Origin of the sequence: Bombilactobacillus bombi (assembly GCF_013607485.1) — a bacterium.
Classification (GTDB): domain Bacteria; phylum Bacillota; class Bacilli; order Lactobacillales; family Lactobacillaceae; genus Bombilactobacillus; species Bombilactobacillus bombi_A.
Map to the genome: position 1 here is coordinate 1 of NZ_SCHP01000023.1, position 18,564 is coordinate 18,564.

Annotated in this window: 20 protein-coding genes and 1 pseudogene; 20 read left to right on the forward strand and 1 reads right to left on the reverse strand. The window is 37.2% G+C overall.

Annotated features, from left to right (window positions below; genetic code table 11):
* The 16 genes and pseudogenes from smc to EQ827_RS05685 form a co-directional block, all read left to right on the forward strand.
* Positions 1-2,983, forward strand: a 2,983-nt coding sequence (gene smc, locus EQ827_RS05615; RefSeq protein WP_181190011.1) for a chromosome segregation protein SMC, incomplete at its 5' end; no start/stop codon positions are given.
* Positions 2,983-4,281, forward strand: a complete 1,299-nt coding sequence (gene ftsY, locus EQ827_RS05620) for a signal recognition particle-docking protein FtsY (RefSeq protein WP_181190012.1) — start codon at positions 2,983-2,985, stop codon at positions 4,279-4,281. The genes smc and ftsY, both read left to right, overlap by 1 nt.
* Positions 4,274-4,615, forward strand: coding sequence for a putative DNA-binding protein (locus tag EQ827_RS05625; RefSeq protein WP_181190013.1), 342 nt, complete (start codon positions 4,274-4,276; stop codon positions 4,613-4,615). The genes ftsY and EQ827_RS05625 overlap by 8 nt, the downstream gene beginning before the upstream one ends.
* A gap of 11 nt (positions 4,616-4,626) precedes the next feature.
* Complete coding sequence (gene ffh, locus EQ827_RS05630) at positions 4,627-6,063, forward strand: signal recognition particle protein (protein WP_181190014.1); 1,437 nt, start codon at positions 4,627-4,629, stop codon at positions 6,061-6,063.
* Between the two features lie 81 nt (positions 6,064-6,144).
* Positions 6,145-6,423, forward strand: coding sequence for a 30S ribosomal protein S16 (gene rpsP, locus EQ827_RS05635; RefSeq protein WP_181190015.1), 279 nt, complete (start codon positions 6,145-6,147; stop codon positions 6,421-6,423).
* A 15-nt stretch (positions 6,424-6,438) separates the two neighbouring features.
* Positions 6,439-6,696, forward strand: a complete 258-nt coding sequence (locus EQ827_RS05640; RefSeq protein ID WP_181190016.1) for a KH domain-containing protein — start codon at positions 6,439-6,441, stop codon at positions 6,694-6,696.
* Positions 6,697-6,790: 94 nt separating this feature from the next.
* Complete coding sequence (gene rimM / locus EQ827_RS05645) at positions 6,791-7,315, forward strand: ribosome maturation factor RimM (protein WP_181190017.1); 525 nt, start codon at positions 6,791-6,793, stop codon at positions 7,313-7,315.
* Positions 7,305-8,036, forward strand: coding sequence for a tRNA (guanosine(37)-N1)-methyltransferase TrmD (gene trmD, locus EQ827_RS05650; protein ID WP_181190018.1), 732 nt, complete (start codon positions 7,305-7,307; stop codon positions 8,034-8,036). Before rimM ends, trmD begins: the two co-directional genes overlap by 11 nt.
* A 110-nt stretch (positions 8,037-8,146) precedes the next feature.
* The gene (gene rplS, locus EQ827_RS05655; protein ID WP_181190019.1) at positions 8,147-8,503 is read left to right on the forward strand and encodes a 50S ribosomal protein L19; all 357 of its coding nucleotides are present in this window, start codon (positions 8,147-8,149) and stop codon (positions 8,501-8,503) included.
* Positions 8,504-8,622: 119 nt separating this feature from the next.
* Positions 8,623-8,977, forward strand: a pseudogene (locus EQ827_RS05660) (hypothetical protein); the annotation flags it as partial.
* 430 nt (positions 8,978-9,407) lie between these two features.
* On the forward strand, positions 9,408-10,307 hold the full coding sequence (locus EQ827_RS05665; RefSeq protein WP_181190020.1) for a helix-turn-helix domain-containing protein: 900 nt from the start codon (positions 9,408-9,410) through the stop codon (positions 10,305-10,307).
* Positions 10,308-10,412: 105 nt separating this feature from the next.
* The gene (locus EQ827_RS05670) at positions 10,413-11,267 is read left to right on the forward strand and encodes an SDR family NAD(P)-dependent oxidoreductase (protein WP_181190021.1); all 855 of its coding nucleotides are present in this window, start codon (positions 10,413-10,415) and stop codon (positions 11,265-11,267) included.
* Between the two features lie 87 nt (positions 11,268-11,354).
* Complete coding sequence (locus EQ827_RS09110; RefSeq protein ID WP_258231804.1) at positions 11,355-11,483, forward strand: hypothetical protein; 129 nt, start codon at positions 11,355-11,357, stop codon at positions 11,481-11,483.
* 157 nt (positions 11,484-11,640) lie between these two features.
* Positions 11,641-11,955 carry an SDR family NAD(P)-dependent oxidoreductase gene (locus EQ827_RS09245; protein WP_181190022.1) on the forward strand — a complete coding sequence of 105 codons (315 nt, stop codon included), beginning with the start codon at positions 11,641-11,643 and terminating at the stop codon, positions 11,953-11,955.
* Positions 11,895-12,137, forward strand: coding sequence for an SDR family oxidoreductase (locus tag EQ827_RS09250; protein ID WP_181190023.1), 243 nt, complete (start codon positions 11,895-11,897; stop codon positions 12,135-12,137). The genes EQ827_RS09245 and EQ827_RS09250 overlap by 61 nt, the downstream gene beginning before the upstream one ends.
* A gap of 865 nt (positions 12,138-13,002) precedes the next feature.
* On the forward strand, positions 13,003-13,722 hold the full coding sequence (locus EQ827_RS05685) for a dihydrofolate reductase family protein (RefSeq protein WP_181190024.1): 720 nt from the start codon (positions 13,003-13,005) through the stop codon (positions 13,720-13,722).
* 113 nt (positions 13,723-13,835) lie between these two features.
* Here the strand turns inward: EQ827_RS05685 and lexA are convergent, their stop codons facing one another.
* Positions 13,836-14,462: a transcriptional repressor LexA gene (gene lexA, locus EQ827_RS05690; RefSeq protein WP_181190025.1), complete on the reverse strand. Its 627-nt coding sequence runs from the start codon at positions 14,460-14,462 to the stop codon at positions 13,836-13,838.
* Between the two features lie 85 nt (positions 14,463-14,547).
* Between lexA and EQ827_RS05695 the strand changes: the two genes are divergently transcribed.
* The 4 genes from EQ827_RS05695 to EQ827_RS05710 form a co-directional block, all read left to right on the forward strand.
* On the forward strand, positions 14,548-14,808 hold the full coding sequence (locus EQ827_RS05695) for a DUF896 domain-containing protein (RefSeq protein WP_181190026.1): 261 nt from the start codon (positions 14,548-14,550) through the stop codon (positions 14,806-14,808).
* 65 nt (positions 14,809-14,873) lie between these two features.
* A complete protein-coding gene (locus EQ827_RS05700) occupies positions 14,874-15,089 on the forward strand; it encodes a YneF family protein (RefSeq protein WP_181190027.1) in 216 nt (71 codons plus the stop codon).
* Positions 15,090-15,194: 105 nt separating this feature from the next.
* Positions 15,195-16,928 carry an ABC transporter ATP-binding protein gene (locus tag EQ827_RS05705; RefSeq protein WP_181190028.1) on the forward strand — a complete coding sequence of 578 codons (1,734 nt, stop codon included), beginning with the start codon at positions 15,195-15,197 and terminating at the stop codon, positions 16,926-16,928.
* Positions 16,929-16,953: 25 nt separating this feature from the next.
* On the forward strand, positions 16,954-18,564 hold a 1,611-nt coding region (locus tag EQ827_RS05710), incomplete at its 3' end, for an ABC transporter ATP-binding protein (RefSeq protein ID WP_181190029.1).

An 18,564-nucleotide genomic window follows, 5' to 3' on the forward strand; every position in this document is an offset into this window, starting at 1 on the left:
GAGTGATATTGTTCAAGAATTAGCACGTCAAGTAGAACCTTTAAAACAACAGGCTAGCATTGCGCGTGACTATCAAGATCAAAAGCAACGTTATGATAAGTTAGAACAACTAATTCTAGCAACAGAAATCCAGCAATTAAATCAGCAAAAGCAGCAGTGGTTAACCCGCCAGCAGCAAGCAAAAACACATTTACAAAAAATTAGCCAACAAGTTAACAGCGCGGATGCTGCCATTGCTCAAAATCGGGAAACTAACCAGAAACTGACGAGTGCGATTGATAAAAATCAAACTCAATTAACCAATCTTAGTCGTCAATTAGAAGTTTTGAAAGGGCAACAAGCTTTGGCCCAAGAACGCAGTGGCTTTAATGCTACTAATCGGTCCAATTTAACTGCGCAAAAAAGTGCCTTGGAGAAAAAGGTGACTGATTTGCAGGTTGTTAGTAAACAACAAGAAATACAACAGCAGAGTTTAACTGCGCAAATACAAACCCTGCAGGAAAAGATAACAACTTTGGAAGCCAATTTTCAGGCCGATCCGCAACAAATTAACCAAAAAATTAAAGATTTGCAAGCTCAATATTTAGAATTGTTGCAGAAAAAAACGTCCTTGCGTAACCAGCAAAATTATTTACAGCAACAACAAGAGCGCCTGCAACATCAGCAAGCACAGCTTCAGCAAGTGCGTCACCAAAAAAAACAGCAATTGCAGCAAACTCAGCAAAAATTACAGCAAAATCAACAACAGTATGATCACTATCATAAATCTTGGCAACAAAATCAGGATCAATTACAGCAATACCAGCAACAATTAGTGCAATATGAAGATTTGTTGTCTACTAGACAGCAACACTTTCAGCAAGCACAGCATATATGGCAGCAAAACCAGGCAGAATTGCAATCATTAAAGAAAATTGTTGAACAGCATCAAGGTTTTTATCAAGGTGTTAGAGCAGTTTTAAATCAGCAAGCAAATTTAAAGGGAATTATTGGGGTAGTTGCTGAACTAATTACGGTACCTGAAAAATTACAAATTGCTATTCAAAGTGCTGCTAACACCCAATTACAGTCTATTGTCACTGCCACACAGACGGCTGCTCGTGATGCAATTAATTTTTTACATCAAAAACGGGCAGGCCGTGCTACCTTTTTACCTCAAAATATCATTAAATCCCGCAAGATTATTAATAATCAATTAGGTGATTTATTAACTAAGGATTACTTTATTGGAATAGCCAGTGATTTAATTACTTACCCAGTATCTTTAAGTAATGTCATGGAAAATCTTTTTGGTGCTCTATTAGTAGTGACAGATATTGATGCGGCTATAAAAGCTAGTAATCTAACGCAACATCGCTTTCGAATTGTGACCTTAAAAGGTGATATTATTAGTCCAGGCGGAGCAATGACTGGTGGCCAAAACAAAAACAATGTTGATTTATTATCTCAGCGTAGTCGCATAACTAAACTGCAAACTTGGTTAAAAACTGCCCAAGTACAGCTTAAAGAACAACAAAATCTCATCAATAAGAGTCAAGAACAAATTCAAGCTCTCATTGATACCCAAAAGCACCAACAGCAGCAAGCACAAAATTTGGAAAAAAAGGCACGTGATTTACAAAATTTAGTGCAATTACAAAAACAACAAGAAGAAAATGATCAACAGCAGCTGCAGGCTCATGATTTTCAATTACAACAATTAAAGCAGCAATTAGATTTATTACAAACGCAAACTGCTGCTAATGAGCAATCACAACAAGGTGTAACTGTCAAAATTGAGCAGCAACAACAGTTAATAACACAGCAGCAAGCACTATTAACCGATTTTGATGCTCAAAAGCAAGTATATGAGGCACGACTGCATACTTATAAAACCCAATTAGCGTTAGCTGAAAATAATTTACAAAACCATCAGCATTTACAGCAAGTTAATCAGAAAGAATTGCAGCAAGTCCAACAACAGTATCAAAACATTCAAGAACAACTGCAAGAACTAAACCAGAATACGAGTGGGAGCAATTCGAATCAGGATTACCAATCCCAAATACAGGACCTAAAAAAACAGCTCAATCAGCTTCAAACTCAAATTCATGATACTAAACAGCAACGCCAACAAATAATTCAAGCAGCACAAACACTACAGCAACAATCTACGCGTTTATTTGAATTACAAAAAAATTGGACCAATCAACAAGAAGACATTGCTATTAATTTGACTAATTTAACTAATCAGATAAGGCAAAAACTTTCAATTCTTGAACAGCAATATCAATTATCTTTTGAAGCTGCCTTCCAAAAAATTCCTTCAGATTGGCAGTTAACACCGGCCAAAAAGCAGGCACAACTGCTACAAAAGGGCATTCGCGAATTAGGTGAGGTTAACCTTAGTTCTTTAAAAGATTATGCGCAAGTTAAAGATCGCTATGAATTTTTAACTCAACAGCAAAATGATCTGCTAACAGCGCGCCGGCAGCTACAAAAAACTATGCAGGAAATGGATCAAGAAGTCTCACAACGTTTTGAAAAAATGTTTAATCAAGTATCAGCAGCCTTTGAAGTACTTTTTCCCCAGATGTTTGGAGGGGGACATGCACAATTAGTACTTGATAATCCTAGTAATCTGCTGGAAACTGGTATTGAAATTGTCGCACAGCCACCAGGCAAAAAATTACAACGTTTAAGCCTGCTATCAGGTGGCGAGCGGGCTTTGACAGCTATTACGTTATTGTTTGCCATTTTGAAGGTTCATCCAGTGGCTTTTTGTGTATTAGATGAAGTGGAAGCTTCATTAGATGATGCAAATGTGGAACGCTTCGCTAATTACTTGAATAAATATGATCAAAAAACGCAATTTATAGTGATTACGCACCGTAAAGGAACCATGATGCATGTCAATCGTTTGTATGGAGTCACAATGCAGGAATCGGGGATTTCTTCAGTAATTACTATTGCTTTGAAACAAAATAGAAATGAGGCATCATAATGGGATTATTTGATATATTTAAGAAGAAAAAAAAGCCAATGCCGGCAGAAGATCAAAAGCAAACCTCCAAGCCGGCAGAAGAAGAGCAGCCAAAACAGTCTGAACAGCAACCAGAAATAGAAACAAAAGCAACATCGGAAACAGAAACAACGATCAAACCGGATCTACCTTTAGAGTCTGACGAAACAAATAAAACAAAAGTTCCTTATTCACCATCAAATTTGCAAGATTCTAAAACTGATCTACAAACAACTGCGACAGACATACCAACGGCTCAGACGGAGCCGATAGATAAACCTTCTAAGTCCGTTGCAACGGCAAGTAAAGCGGATAATGAAGATATTGTTCCTGAACAAGCTGAATACGATCAAGGATTAGAAAAAACCCGTCATAGTTTTCGCGATAAGTTTAATGCCTTTATGGCTAATTTTCGAAGTGTTGATGAAGACTTTTTTGATGACTTAGAAGATTTACTCATTCAGGCGGATGTTGGTTATGAGATGGCTTTGAAAATTTCTGATGCATTACGTGCAGAAGTAAAATTAAAAAACGCGAAAGGCAAAAAAGAAGTCTCACATGTAATTGTGGAAAAAATGGCACAATTATATCAGGAAGATGCCCAAAATCATGATTTTAAGTTAAATGTTGATCCCAAAAGGAGTTTAAATATAGTTCTTTTTGTCGGTGTCAATGGGGCTGGTAAAACCACTACTATTGGTAAATTAGCTGCTCAGTATAAAAGTCAGGGCCATCAAGTTCTTTTAGCGGCAGGCGATACTTTCCGTGCTGGCGCGATAGAGCAGCTGCAATCTTGGGGGCAACAAGTAGGCGTTACTACCGTAGCAGGCAAGCCTGGTTCTGATCCAGCAGCAGTAGTTTTTGAAGCTATAGCTACGGCTAAAGAAAAGAATTTTGATGTTTTATTAGTGGATACAGCCGGTCGGCTGCAAAATAATACTAACTTGATGAAAGAGTTAGAGAAGATTAAGCGTGTTATTACGCGAGAAATTCCTGAAGCTCCCCATGAAGTATTATTAGTCATTGATGCTACTACAGGGCAAAACGCTTTAAGTCAGGCTAAACAATTTGAAAAAACTACGCAGGTCACTGGTATCGTTTTGACAAAACTCGATGGATCTTCTCAAGGCGGGATTGTACTAGCTATTAATGATGAATTGCATATTCCTGTTAAATTGGTCGGATTAGGCGAACAGGTGCAAGACTTACAAGTATTTGATCCGCAAAAATTTGCTACGGGATTGTTTAGCAACTTACTAACGGAAAAAAGTGATGACTGAAAGTATTGAAAAAACTACACAAATTAACATGCTTTATGATTTTTATCAGCCTTTATTAACGGCAAAACAGGATTTATATATGCAGTTATACTATGGTGATGATTACTCGTTGGGTGAAATCGCCCAGTTACAACAAGTTAGCCGGCAAGCAGTGTACGATAATTTGCAGCGGACGGTTAAGATTTTAACTAATTATGAACAACAGCTGCATCTATATCGTAATTTTCAACAGCGCGAGCAATTACTACAGCAATTACAAAAACAAGTGGCACAAAAATATGCTGATGATGTAGACTTAAAGTCGATAATCAATGAATTAATGAAGCTGGAATAGGAGAAGATAAAATGGCCTTTGAAGGATTAAGTGAGCGGCTCCAAAAAACTTTTTCTAAATTGCGGGGCAAGGGTAAAGTTACCGAAGCCGATGTCCGTGAAATGATGCGTGAAGTTCGGTTAGCTTTACTAGAAGCTGATGTCAATTTCGATGTCACAAAAACTTTTATTAAAACAGTTCGGGAACGAGCAATTGGCAGCGAGGTGCTGGATAGCCTTACACCAGCACAACAAGTAATAAAAATTGTTGATGAAGAATTAACTAAGATTATGGGTTCACAGGCAGTTTTACTGAATAAAGCTGCCAAAATTCCAACAGTTATTATGCTGGTTGGGCTTCAAGGTGCTGGTAAAACGACATCTGCTGGGAAGTTAGCGCGGTATTTAAAAGAACAGCAGCACGCGCGTCCCTTATTTATTGCTGCTGATGTTTATCGCCCAGCTGCTATAGAGCAATTAAAGACTATTGGGGAACAATTAGCAGTACCAGTTTATGACGAAGGTACTGATCAAGATCCTGTAAAAATTGTTCAAAATGGTTTACAGCAAGCAGAGCAAAATAAAAATGATTATGTCCTAATTGATACCGCTGGTCGTTTGGAAATTGATGAACAATTAATGGATGAATTAAGCAAAATTAAAGAATTAGCTCATCCGGACGAGATTTTATTAGTAGTTGATTCCATGACAGGTCAAGCAGCTACCCACGTTGCTGAGGGCTTTAATGAGCGCTTAGACATTACGGGGGTCATTTTAACGAAGCTTGATGGTGACACCCGTGGTGGGGCAGCCTTATCTATTCGTTCAGTGACTGGAAAACCGATTAAATTTGTGGGTTCAGGTGAAAAATTAGATGCTTTAGAAGTATTTCATCCTGATCGAATGGCTAATCGAATTTTGGGCATGGGCGACATGATGACCCTTATCGAAAAAGCACAGAAAGATTACGATGAACAGCAAGCTGAAGAACTTGCTCGAAAAATGCAGGAAAATACCTTTGATTTCAATGACTTTGTCGATCAGTTGGATCAAGTACAAAAAATGGGTCCAATGGATGAAATCATGAAGATGATTCCGGGCATGGCTAATAATCCGGCTTTGCAAAATGTAAAAATGGACCCTCAAGATCTGGAACATTTAAAAGCAATTGTTTATTCGATGACTCCACAAGAAAGGCAAAATCCAGAATTACTGAATCCTTCGCGACGGCGGCGTTTAGCTGCGGGTGCGGGTCGACCTATACAAGAAGTTAACCGCATGATTAAGCAATTTAAGCAAATGCAGACCATGATGCAAAAAATGTCAAAGGGGAACTTTAATGGTATGGAACAAATGATGGGTTCCGGTCTGCAGGGGAAATTAGGCAAAATGGCGATGGGATCGATGGTACGTCGTAATAAAAAGCGGAAAAAGAAGCGTTTAAAGAAAGTAAAAAGATTTAAATCATAGCTGTAAAGAAAAAAGTCTTTACAGACTGTTAAATATTCAGTATAATTACACACGTTAAGAAATTATTTGGAGGAATTAATTATGGCAGTTAAAATTCGTATGCGGCGTATGGGTAGTAAAAAGCGTCCTTTCTATCGTATAGTAGTAGCAGATTCACGTTCACCTCGTGATGGCCGCTTTATTCAAGAAGTTGGACATTATAATCCTTTACGCAAGGAAGAATTCAAAATTGATGAAGCCGCAATTTTAGATTGGTTGCAAAAAGGTGCACAACCATCTGATACTGTGCGGAATTTGTTATCAAAAAAGGGTATTATGAAACAATTTCATGAACTTAAATTAGCAAAGAAAGCCAAATAGTCGTAGGATTAAGATATGAAATCGGATATTGGTGATCTTATTAAAGCAATTGTTTTGCCTTTAACTGATGATAAAGAGCAAGTATCATTAACAACTGATCAGCAAGAAGATTATCTAATTTATAATTTACATGTTAGTGGTCGTGATGCAGGACGTATTATTGGTAAACAAGGACGTGTTGCTCAAGCAATTCGTACAGTTGTATATTCACAAAATCATGATGATACTAAAAAAGTTAAACTTAATATCATTCCAGAATTAAATAATGATTAACTTGTGATAAGAAGGGGCGCGGATAAGTTTATTCCAGGCCTCTTCTTTGTATAATCAATATTAAGGGATAATAAAGAATTTAAGGATGAAGTAAATGGCGCAAAAACAATATGTTCGGATTGGAAAAATCATTAATACACACGGTAACCGCGGTGAATTAAAAATTAATTCAACTACCGATTTTCCTGCGGAGCGTTTTGCTAAACAAGCTCAAGTCTTTATTAAAACTGCTGTTGATTATCAAGCTTTTATAGTCGAACAAGTTCGGCCTCAACAGCGCTTTTGGCTCTTGAAATTAATGGGAATAGATGATCTCAATCAAGCAGAAAAATATAAGGGTTTGGAATTGTTTGCTGATACTTCGGTGATGCCCTCATTAGAAGAAGGACAATACTTTTACAAAGATATTATGGGAATAAAGGTTCAAGATGCTCAATACGGTGAGTTAGGTCAAGTAGTGGATATTATGAATTTAGGTCCTAATGATGTTTGGAATGTTCGTAATCAACAAGGACAAGAAATTTTGATACCCATCTTAAAATCAACCTTAAAAACCGTAGATCTCGATACCCAAACTGCATATGTTGATTTGCCAGAAGGACTAATAGATGAAAATTGATGTTTTAACACTTTTTCCTAAAATGTTTACCGCGCTCGACGAATCTCTTTTGGGAAAGGCCCAACAAAAGGGTATTTTAAAAATTGATGTTTGTGATTTTAGAAAGTATTCAACTGATAAACATCATCATGTGGATGATACTCCCTATGGTGGTGGAGCGGGGATGTTATTAGCGCCACCGCCAATTTATCGGGCAATGGATCAAATTAATCAAGAAGATCCTAATTTTAAGCGGGTTATTCTATTAGATCCAGCTGGTCAGAAGTTTAATCAAAAAGTTGCTCAAGATTTAGCTCAGGAGCAACATTTGGTATTTATTTGCGGACATTATGAAGGCTTTGATGCGCGCATTGAGAAGTTGGCTACAGATCGCTTGTCTATTGGAGATTTTGTCATCACGGGCGGCGAAATGGCGTCTATGCTAATGATTGATGCTCTAGCACGCTTTATTCCGGGGGTTTTAGGTAATGAAACCTCTGCTTATTCTGATTCTTTTAGCGCTGGACTATTAGAGTATCCACAGTATACTAGGCCTGCAGAATATCGGGGGTTAAAGGTTCCGGATGTTTTGTTAAGTGGCAATCACCAAAAAATTGCACAGTGGCGGCGGCAAGAGGCCTTAAAGAAAACTTATTTGCAACGCCCAGATCTTTTGCAGAAGGCCCCGTTGACAGAAGCAGACCGCCAATATTTAGCCCAATTATTAACTGAGCAAAATTAACTTTACAAAAATTAAAAATATGCTATGATAAAAGTTGTGTGTTTACACAATACAACGATATTCCGCTGTAATGTTTAGATTTACATGAGTATCAGTAAAGGAGAAGTATTATGAGTAAAAGTCCATTAATTGATCAGGTAACAAAATCTCAATTGCGTGTTGATATTCCTGATTTTCGTGCAGGAGATACTGTGCGTGTTTATGCTAAAGTTGTTGAAGGTACCCGCGAACGTATTCAGCTTTTTGAAGGAGTTGTAATCCGTCGTCGAGGCTCTGGTATCAGTGCTACTTACACTGTTCGTAAGATTAGTAGTGGTGTTGGTGTTGAAAGAACTTTCCCGTTACACTCTCCTCGGGTTTCTAAGATTGAAGTAGTTCGTCATGGACGTGTTCGTCGTGCTAAGTTGTATTACTTGCGTTCATTACGTGGAAAGGCTGCTCGTATTGCCGAGAAGCGTCGTAAGTAGTTTTGTAGAGACAATTTATTTATAATGTTTTTATAATTGCTATTTAAATAATCTTTAATTTATCGAACAAGGGGTTGAGACAAAAATAAAGTCTCAACCCCTTGTTATTGAATAAATTTAAATTCACATCTTCAAAAGTGACCCTTAAAAAATCGGTGGGAAAAGATGTTCCTTCGTTAATTACATTGAAAAAGAGGCTTGGAGATGTAAAGCCTCTGTTCAGAAAGAAAATAGAGATACCTTCACTTACTGAGTTTGAACTGATGCTTGAACTAAGAAATATCAATGACGAAATTTCGAAAACTTGTCCAATCCTCGAAACTTCCGTCAGTTGATACAATTATGAAAAGAACAAATAAAAATTGGGAAGAATTGATGGCAGAAATAGGATTTGATTATCGAAGAATCAAAATCTATAAACAAAGAAGTAACTTATCGCAAACAAAGAAAACTAATAGTAATACAATAGATTAGACGTTCAAAACTACAGATTTGAACGTCTTTTTTTATTACCCGCAGATTCTATAATTAATGCTGTTCGGATTAATTATAGAATCTGCGACCTTTAATAGCTAAAATGATTACAAAGATAAAGATTGTTAACATTTCTTTATGTGAATTACATTTGAGAGAAGAGGAATTATACTTTGCAACAGTGATCATCAGGAGCTATTTCAAGCAAAGGCTTCATACACTTTATGGCACGAAATGAATAATGTGTGGCGCTTAATATCATTTCGTTTGCTTGAATTATTACCTATAATAGAATAAAGTTAGTGAAATTGTTGTCAGGGAAATTTAGCATTATTATGGCAATATAAAGGAGCGAATCAAGATGAAGGTTACGATTTCGAAGCAATTTCAAGCATTTATTCAGGGGGTTGGGATACAATTGGACGATCTTTTGGAACGAGCCTCTATTCCCAACGTGTTATGGAAGGAAGAATTAGAACTATCCCCTGGGGATTACGTTAAGTTTCTAGGGGAGCTAGACAAGGATATTACCGATGAACAAATTCTCGCTTTCAGTGAAGTGAAGAATATTCATAACTTTATGCCACCCTTTTTTGTGGCACTCTGTGCGAAAAATTCCCAGGAGGCCTTTCATCGCTTTGGCTTGTACAAGCAATTGATTTGTCCCTTAGTCGTGTCTATCGATGAACAGTCAGAAACGCTGACCATTAAGTTAAGTTTTGCTATTGAAGGTGTTGATATGCCTCGGTTTACTCTGTTAAATGAACAGCTAGTTCTGCTTAGCTTAATACGTACGGGGACAGGAAAAGATATTGTTCCGGTGAGTGTTACTAGTCCTTATGAGTACAGTCATTTATTAGTGGATTATTTAGAAGTACAGCCGGAATTGGCTGATCACAATTCCTTAGTATTTCGCACAGAGGATGTACAGATACCGTTCATCACCCAAAACAACGTGATGTGGGAGTACTTGGAACCAGAGTTAAAGCGTCGCTTAGAGGAACTATCGAAGGATCATTCTTTTTTAAATCTTGTGGAAAAAGCACTCTTTACCGCCATTCCTAGTGATCGATTTTCTCGGGGTGAAGTCGCAAAATCTCTAGGTGTTAGTGTGCGGACCATGCAGCGGAAATTAAAAGAACAAGGAGTGACCTTTGCGCAGCTGGTGCAGAAGGTCCAAAAATTGTTAGCTCTAAGATATATGGACACCCAAGAGCTTTCTACCGGAGAGATTGCATATTTGGTGGGTTATAAGGAACCGGCTTCTTTTTCCAGAGCCTTTAAGAATTGGACTGGCCAGACGATTACTGCTTATCGGGGAACTTTATGAAAACAAATGAATGGCGCTTTTAGCTATGATAAAGGCACGTTATGTTATTCATTTTTAGCGTCAACCTTTTATAATTAGATGTGAAGAGATGGAAGGAAGTATATTATGAACGGGAAAACAGTAATTGTAACCGGAGCAAGCGATGGTATTGGAAAAGCTATTGCTACTCAAATGAAGGAAAAAGGCTATCAGGTGGTGATTATCGGTCGTTCACCAAAAAAAACCATGGCTGTGGGTAAAGAGCTGAATGTTCCTTACTATGTCACAGATTTTACGAAGTTAGACGAAGTTCGCAAACTAGGTCAAGCATTGAAGGAGAAATATCCGAAGATTCATATTCTCTTTAATAATGCTGGGGGGATTTATGGCAAACGGGTGGTAACGGTGGATGGTTTTGAAAAGACCTTTCAAATTAACTACTTGGCCCATTTCTTATTGACTCAGATTCTTTTTGACAATTTGGTTGCTGGACACGCTACAGTAATTAATACCTCTAGTGTGGGGAATAGTGTTTTGAGTAAGTTAGATATCAACGATTTAAATATGGAGAAAAAATACAGTAATACTAGCGCTTATGGGAATGCAAAACTAGAAGGGATTCTTTTTGCCAAGGAATTCACCAAACGATACGGAAATTCAGGCGTCTCTATGGTAGCCTTCCACCCAGGCAATGTGTTGTCAAACTTTGCTTCAGAAGCAGAAGGGTTTATTCATGGAATGTACAGTTTTGCTCTCCGGTCGAAGTTTGCTCAACGGATTTTTTCTATGATTCCGCCTGATCAAGGAGCAGACACTGGTGTGTGGTTGGCAACAACACAACCAGTAAAGGATTGGCAGCCGGGACAATATTATTATAAACGTAAGATTGCTAAACCTCATAAGTTAGCCAATGATTCTGAAGTTGCTCGATCTTTGTGGGATCAAAGCGAAAAAATGGCTGGTGTCGTCTATCCAAAGTAATACTTTTTGAAAGATTAAACTTGGTAGTAAGAAGGTTCTGCTTGTAATCTAGTGCGTTTACTCTATGTAAAGAAAGTGAGGAAAATTATGAACGTTCAGTATGATTTTACAGATAAAGTGACCCTAGTTGTAGGTGGGGCTGATGGTATGGGGCTAGCGACTAGTGAGTTGCTTGCTACATCCGGTGCTAAAGTTGTAATAGCTGATTTTAATTAGGAAAAGGTCAGCGTGTAGTCAAAGATCTCCAAAAAAGGATATCAAGCAACATTTATCTTAATTGATATTCGCGACAAGGATAGTGTGTTTGATCTTATCAGTAAAACAGTGGCGTTATGGGGTCGCATTGATTATGCTGCAAACGTAGCGGGAATCTTTGGCGGAGCAGCCGGAGCTAAGTTCTACGAAAATAGCCGATGAAGATTATGATAATGTGATGGACACTAATCTTCGAGGACATTGGTGGTTATTACAGGAACAGACAGAGCAAATGTTGAAACAGGGCGGAGATGGATATGCCATCGTGGAAGTTTCTTCCATTCAAGGATTGATTGGAACTGCCTCAGAAACTTGCCTATACAGCGGCAAAACATGCTGTCGTAGGCTTGGTGAAGTCTCTAGGGGCTGGAATTGGCCACACAAGGAATCCGTATCAACGGCATCGCTCCTGTGGCTACGGCTACACCATTAATCAAGAGTCACTGGGAACAACTAGGTCACAAATTTTCCAATAAAACCGATCGGGTTCATCGGGGGACGATGTTGGAACCAGAGGAATGTGCACACACCATTGTTTGGTTGCTTTGTGACGGAGCAAGTGCGATGAACGCTACAACGATTTCCGTTGATAGAGGCGCGACATCTACAAGATAGAAAAAGATATAGACTTAACGGATAATTTTTACGATAAAGACTAGTCACTGGGAAATTTTCAGAGTTATTTTCTTCGTTGCTTATCCAGCAGGTCTTTTATTACCGATGGCGAAAGTCCCAGTTTGAGTAAGTATTAAGAAGCCCACAGGCTATCAGTCAGTGGCAGAATATGTTGGCTGAAGCCCTGTGCAAAAGTACTTAGAAATCGAACGAGCAACATATCAGTCAGGTTGTAACATCAAGTAGATTCTGTGGTTCTATCAAAGAATACATGAAAACACTGACTCTAGAGAAAGTAACATTATCTTTTTCAACAGTTATTCCTCGATGTTGAAGTATTTGACATTTCTATTAGATGTGCGTAATTCCTTGAGTACAAAAGTTCGTAGTGTTTTAGTGATTTATTAACCATTAGCACAAATTCCATTGGAGATTTAGTTTGTAAACTGAATACTAATAAAACGCTTAATACAAAGAAAATTAAAGCAAGAACAAACAGCTTAAGTTTCAAAAACAGCTGAATAGACTCTTGGAAGATACTGTAAAAGCTTTTTAAAATTAAGGATAGGTCCTATGCTAATATTGTCTATCTTCTAAATTATGCCGAAGTATAATCCTTATTACGGGTATTCTTCATTCGGACTGGGATGAATGTCAGTCAATATCATAAAACAATGGCGTAGATATATATAAATGGCACTGTGGGCTATTATTAATTCGATTGTCAAAACTAGATTTACTTGTTCTAAGGTCTGAAAGGAAGTGATTAGTAGGAAGAAAATCATAATGGTACAATTCTAGAAATGAGGGGGAAGACGAGAATCTAAGTATATATCATCATATAACCGGTAAAGGAGACTATAGTATGGAAAGAAGTAATGTAATTTGTCATATGGTCACATCAATTGACGGAAAAATAAATGGACAGTATGCAAGGGAGCCATTAACTGAACAAACTTTTGGGTTTTACTATGAAACCTTATTTACACAATTTGGAACTGCTATGGCAGTAGGAAGAGCAACGAATGTAGAGTCTTTAAATGTAGTCGGACGTGCTGAAGTAGATTTTAAAAAATATGAAAATACTGAGATTGATGATGAAGATTACGTCATCAAAGATCCTGATAAGTATTATTTCTTAAGTTTTGATAGAAAAGGTAAATGTAACTGGGCGAAAAGTCATTTTGAACATCTAGGAAAACGATTACTAATCGTCGAAATATTAACGAAAGATGCTAAGAAAGAATATCTTGCTTATTTACGGGAAGTTGGAATCCCATATATTTTTGCTGGTGAGTCTTCTTCAACGATGGATTTGAATATGGCTTTGATTAAACTAAAAACAAAGTTCGGTATCGAAAATGTTGTGTTATGTGGTGGGGCTGTCCTTAATGGTGCATTTTTTAGAGATAGCTTAATTGATGAGATATCTCTTACTGTTGCTCCCTATGTAGAAGGCAACAGAGATGCAAAATCCTTTGTAGAATTATGGGCGGATTACAACAATACACCGTATCCATTAAAAGAATCCACTCCAATACCTGGTGGTGGTGTTCATTTGCTTTTTAAAAAATCAGAGGGATAACTTTTTATATTGGGCAGATTACAAGTTTAATCCGAACAAGGGGTTGAGACAAAAATAAAGTCTCAACCCCTTGTTATTGAATAAATTCAAATTCATATCTTCAAAAGTGACCTTTAAAAAATATGAGTTCGGTATAAACCTACCACTTTACCTAAAATAGTGACTTTATCTAAAATGATAGGTTGAAACTCATCATTTTCAGGTTGTAAGCGGATATGGCCATTTTCTTGGTAGAATCTTTTGCATGTTGCTTCATTGTCAGCGTTCATTGCAATAACTATTTCACCATTTTCTGCGGTATGCTGTTGACGTACAATGACTTGATCACCATCTAGGATACCAGCATTAATCATGCTGTGGCCTTGGATAGTCAGCATAAATAGATTGCCATCTATGGTCTGTAAATCAGGCGGTAAAGGGAAAAAGTCAGTAGCATTTTGTTGGATGGCCAAAATTGGCTCACCAGCGGTAACTATTCCCAATATTGGGATTTGGTCTTGTTTGGCATTAATCGCTTCTAAACCGGCATTAGTTATCTCTAGAGCCCGAGGCTTAGTTGGATTACGCTGTAAAAAACCGTGGCTTTGAAGTCGTGAAAGATAACCATGGACTGTAGAAGTTGAAGACAATCCTACTTCCTCACAAATTTCCCGAACGGTTGGCGGATAACTTCGACTTTTAATATAATCATAAATGCATTGTAAAATTGCCTTTTGTTTAGCACTAATTGTTTGACGCATTGATATACTCCTAGTATTCTTTATTATTAGAATAGCATACGCGATAGTTAGTTTCAAACATATGTTCGCAAGCAAGGAGAATTAAATGGTAGAACTTAACGAAAATAAACGGCAAAATCAGTTAATTAGCAGGATTAATGAATTGGCCCACCGGCAAAAAACTGTCGGCTTAGACGAAGCAGAAAAGCTAGAACAGCAGACGTTGAGGCAGGAGTACTTGGCTAATTTTCGTCAAGGATTTAAGCAACAATTGCTGCATACCAAGCTTTATAACCGTCAAGGACGAGAAATTACTCCCGCTAAGGTGCGAAAAATTCAAAAAAAGAACGGCTGGCGGCCAGATTAACTTTGCTAAAATAACTAAAATCTTATACACTAAAAGAGTATCTTGAGATTAAAGGTGGAGTGAAAATGGGTATTACAATTATAGTTGGCATTGTTATGCTAATTATCGGATTAATTGGTGGCTTTTTTGGCGCACGGGCTTATATGAAACATTATTTACAGGAAAATCCGCCGATTTCAGCAGATATGATGCGGCAAATGATGGCGCAAATGGGACAAAAGCCTTCACAAAAGAAGTTAAACCAAATGATGCAATTAATGAAAAATCAAGCAAAAAAGTAATTGCAAAATATCCGATTGAAAAAGTGGCGTAAAGCTGCTTTTTTTATTGCATTTTATGACAATAATTACTAAAGTAAATATTAAATATTTTTATGGAGGCGCAAAATGGGAATCTTTAAGAAGTTAAATTGGTTCTTTCGTCGCCAAAAGCGCCGTTACTTTATTGGAATAGTTTTTTTAGCTTTGACAGCGGTTACGAATTTGATTATTCCCCAAGCAATTGGACAATTTGCTGACTGGGCTAATCAACGCCAGCTTACTACTTCACATATTGTGACTGTTTTAGTCATCATTTTTGTGGCGGGTATTGGTCAATATGGCTTTCGCTATGGGTGGCGCAACCAAATTTGGGGCGGTGCCGCTGATTTAGAACAGCAAATGCGCAGTCAATTATTTTGGCATTATTTAAATATGGATGAAATGTTTTTTAAACGTCATCGGGTTGGTGACTTAATGGCGCGCTCAACTAATGATATTTCTGCTGTGCAAAATGTTGCTGGAGTAGGAATTTTGACACTAGCTGATTCTATTATAACTGGCAGTATGACTATTATTGCGATGATTTTATTTGTAGATTGGAAATTAACAGCTGTAGCTATTATTCCGCTGCCGTTATTAGCGGTAATGGCTTGGTATTTAGGAGAAAAACTTCACGATCGTTTTTCTCAATCACAAGCTGCCTTTTCCCAACTTAATAATAAGACTCAAGAAAGTATGACAGGCATCAAAGTAATTAAAGCTTTTGGACAGGAAAAAGCGGATATTGCTGACTTTAATCATTTGGTTGGTAAAACTATTGATGTTAACCGGAAGGTTAATTTTATTGATGCTTTATTTGACCCCTTAACTGGGCTAATAATCGGTTTGACATTTGTGATTACTATTCTATATGGTTCGCATTTAATTATTAATCATGTAATTACTATCGGACAATTAATTGCTTTTGTTGGCTATATTAATGCTTTAGTCTGGCCAATGTTTGCAATTGGGCGTTTATTTAATGTTTTAGAACGAGGTAATGCAAGTTATGATCGCATTCAAAATATTTTGCAAGAAGAATCGCAAATAAGTAATAATTTTCAGGGATTAACAAAGGTTAAACGTGGAGAATTACATTTTCAAGTACAATCTTTTTCTTATCCTGATGGAAATCAGCCTGTGTTAACAAATGTACATTTTGAACTAATTCCAGGAAAAACATTAGGAATTGTTGGCCGCGTTGGTTCTGGTAAAAGTACAATTGTTAAACTAATTTTACGCCGTTTTGATGATTATCAAGGACAGATAACTTTAGATGGACACGACATTCGTGATTATTCTTTAGATACTTTATTATCAAATATTGGTTATGTGCCGCAAACTAGTTTTTTATTCTCCACAACCATTAAAAATAATATTCGCTTTTCTAATTATGATAGTAATGATGATTCAGTGGAAACAGCGGCCGAGCAGGGAGCAATAGCCGAAGATATTCATAATTTAAGTCAAGGTTATCAAACTTTGGTGGGAGAACGCGGAATTTCTTTATCTGGTGGTCAAAAACAACGAGTAGCTCTTGCTCGGGCACTTTTAGGAACACCAAAAATTTTAATTTTAGATGATTCTACTTCGGCAGTTGATGCCAAAACTGAAGTTGAGATTAATCAAAATATGCGCCATTTAGGTAATTTGCAGCAATCGCGCATTATTATTACACAACGTTTACGCAGTGTAATCGATGCTGATGAAATTTTAGTTTTGGATCAAGGTCATGTAATCCAACGCGGAAGTCATCAACAGCTGTTGCAGGAACCTGGTTGGTATCAGGATATGTGGCAACGCCAGCAAATGAACTTTTGAAGATGATTAAAGAAAGGAGGCAGTTATGCGAGCAACTAATAATTATCGAAGTATTCCTACCAAAGAGCAATTTAAAATTGTTCAACGTTTATTAAAAATTGCCATGAAATATTGGCCTGCATTTTTACTAGCTGTGTTTGCAGTTGTGGTACAGTCAACTATGAATGTCTTATTGCCACGCTTTTTACAATATTATATGGATCATTATCTTTCCAAAATAACTTTGGCCGAAAAAATAATTTTTGCTAGTGGAGCCTTATATCTTTTAGGAGTAATTATTCGTAGTTTTGGGCAGTTTTTTACTACGTATTCTTTTATTATGGGTAGTGAATATATGTTGGAAGATTTGCGCCGTTCACTTTTTTCTAAGCTGCATTATTTGGGTATGAGTTATTTTGATCGGACACCGGCAGGATCAATAGTTTCACGGGTTAATAATGATACGATTTCTCTAGCTGATTTTATGCAGGTATTTTTGTCAGGACTGGTGGGAATTGTTTCCATTATTTCGGCGGTAGTAGCAATGTGGCTAACTGATCGTTGGGCTGCGAGCGCAGTTATGTTATTTTTCCCACTATTAGTCTTGTCAATCTGGGTATATAACAAGTATAGTTCTAGCGCTTATCGGTACATGCGACAAAAACTCAGTGATATCAATACTCGTATCAGTGAAACTATTCAAGGTATTGAAATTATTCAAAATTTTCGGCAGCAACGGCGTATTCAACAAGAATTTGAACATACTAATAACGAATACCTGCAAGCACGCCGTTCGATGATTCGGATTAATTCTTTGCTATTATCGCCAATTGTTAATTTATTGTATACGCTAGCTTTAATAGCAGCAATGTATATTTTGGGTTGGCACGCCCACATTGGTTTTGTACAGGCGGGAATGATTTATGCTTTTACAACTTATGTAAGCCAATTTTTTAACCCGATCACGAATATGATGGATACTTTGTCTTTTTTTCAAGACGGAGTAGTTGCGGGTTCACGGGCGTTTCATATTCTAGATAGTAATGAACAGGGGCCACATCAGCAAATCAATCATCAAGCTCAAATAACTAAAGGAACAATAGAATTTCAACATGTCAGTTTTGCTTATCCTAATGGTCCTGAGGTTTTACACGACGTTAGCTTCAAAGTTAAACCAGGCGAAAGTTTAGGTATTGTCGGTCATACGGGCAGCGGTAAAAGTACAATTATTAATATACTTTTACGCTTTTATGAATTCCAGAAAGGACGAATTTTAATTGATGGTTTTGACATTCGGGAATTACCCATAAGTGAAATTCGGCAAAAAATTGGCTTAGTTTTACAAGATTCTTATTTGTTCAATGGTGATGTTAATTTTAATATCCGGCTCTATAATCAAAATATCAATGATGAACATATTAAAGCAGCGGCTCAATTGGTACATGCGGATGAATTTATTCGGAAATTGCCAGAGCAATATCATACTCATATTACTCCTGGTGGCAATGGTTTATCGGCAGGACAAAAACAGTTAATCTCGTTTGCCCGTACTATAGTTACTCAACCAGCTATTTTAGTATTAGATGAAGCTACTGCCAGTATTGACACTCAAACCGAAGATTTAATTCAAAATAGCCTCGATAAAATGCGCCAAGGA